The organism is Mariniflexile soesokkakense (genome assembly GCF_039650365.1).
In the GTDB taxonomy this organism is placed as follows: Bacteria; Bacteroidota; Bacteroidia; order Flavobacteriales; family Flavobacteriaceae; genus Mariniflexile; species Mariniflexile soesokkakense.
The window spans coordinates 1-1,320 of record NZ_JAZHYP010000021.1; the positions used below are offsets into that span (position 1 = coordinate 1).

The window sequence follows — 1,320 nt, forward strand, 5'->3', positions numbered from 1 at the left end:
CAAACACGCAACTTTCCAAGAACTGTGTTAAAAACCAATAAAAAAGCAGTTTATTTTTAAACAATATTCTTCTTTTACATTTCCACTATTAGTTAGAAATATATTCTGATTAAAATAACATCTAGCACTCTTTACTTTACCAATACACTTCTATAATTCTCATCATACCATAAATGAGATTTAGCAATCGCAAAGGCTTGTTTTAATAGCTTATTGCAAACAGCCACCAAAGCTAATTTCTTACTCTTTCCTTTTGCTACGATTCTATTGTAGAGTTCTCGACACGCTTTATTATGTTTGCTTGCCGAAAAACTACAGATAAACAAAATTTTTCTTAACCGCCTATTTCCCATTTTACTTATTCTAGGTCTTGATCTTATACTACTTCCAGACTCTCTTATAATAGGTGTTAGACCAGCAAAAGAGCAGAGTTCTGATGCCGTATTAAAACGTTCAAACCCATCAGTCAAGACAATTAAAAGAGCGCTGGCTTTAGCTCCTAAACCAGGGATACTTTTAATGCGACTATGCAAGTCCCGATACTCTTGTTTTACCAATTTTAAAACGGTTATCTCTAGAGTTTCTATTTCTTTTTGATAAAAGTTTAAGCTCCTATTTATGGACCGTATTACTCTAGGAACAGGACTGCCTTGGGCTTCTTCAGAGTGCAATTTGTTTTTAAGAACTATGATCTCTTTGGTATATAAATTACTTAAACTTAAGAGATGAGAACATTCTATTTGACTCTTAGTCTGACCTGTCCATAAGCTAGGACTATTCATAATTGCATATTCATAAATCATTTTAGAATCACTCTTGTCTGTCTTTATTTTTGATAGCTTCATTTGGATGAACCGTTTTACAGACAAAGGATTTTCAACACTAACTTTAATGTTATGTTCTATTAGGTAATAAGCCAATCGTAAATGATAGACACCTGTAGATTCCATTACACAATGGGAATTACAATCCATGAGTTTGATGAATTTCTTAAAGCCTGTAAGCTCATTACCAAACTGATGAAACAAACCGTCACTACCCATTACATCAAAAACATCTTTACTAATGTCAATTCCAAAATAATTCGTATTTTCATTCATATTTAATATGTTATGAAGGAACGTATCTACCGTGTTTTCTACAACTTAAAAACGAGATCCTTAGTCTCTTAGAACTGTACGAAATAATAGTAGAAAAGAGAGGGGATTTTCAAGAAAAACGAGATGGAATCTCAATACACATAATAACCTTAATCCTCTCTTTTTGTTCTTTCTGTTTATATAATTAAATTTAAAACTTTATTAATAAAGCTAACTTAAG

The 1,320-nt window shown here is 31.7% G+C and carries 1 protein-coding gene; it reads right to left on the bottom strand.

Annotation, left to right across the window (positions count from 1 at the left end; genetic code table 11):
* Positions 1-131: 131 nt before the first annotated feature.
* Positions 132-1,100 carry an IS110 family RNA-guided transposase gene (locus tag VP395_RS15765; protein ID WP_346242988.1) on the bottom strand — a complete coding sequence of 323 codons (969 nt, stop codon included), beginning with the start codon at positions 1,098-1,100 and terminating at the stop codon, positions 132-134.
* Positions 1,101-1,320 lie beyond the last annotated feature (220 nt).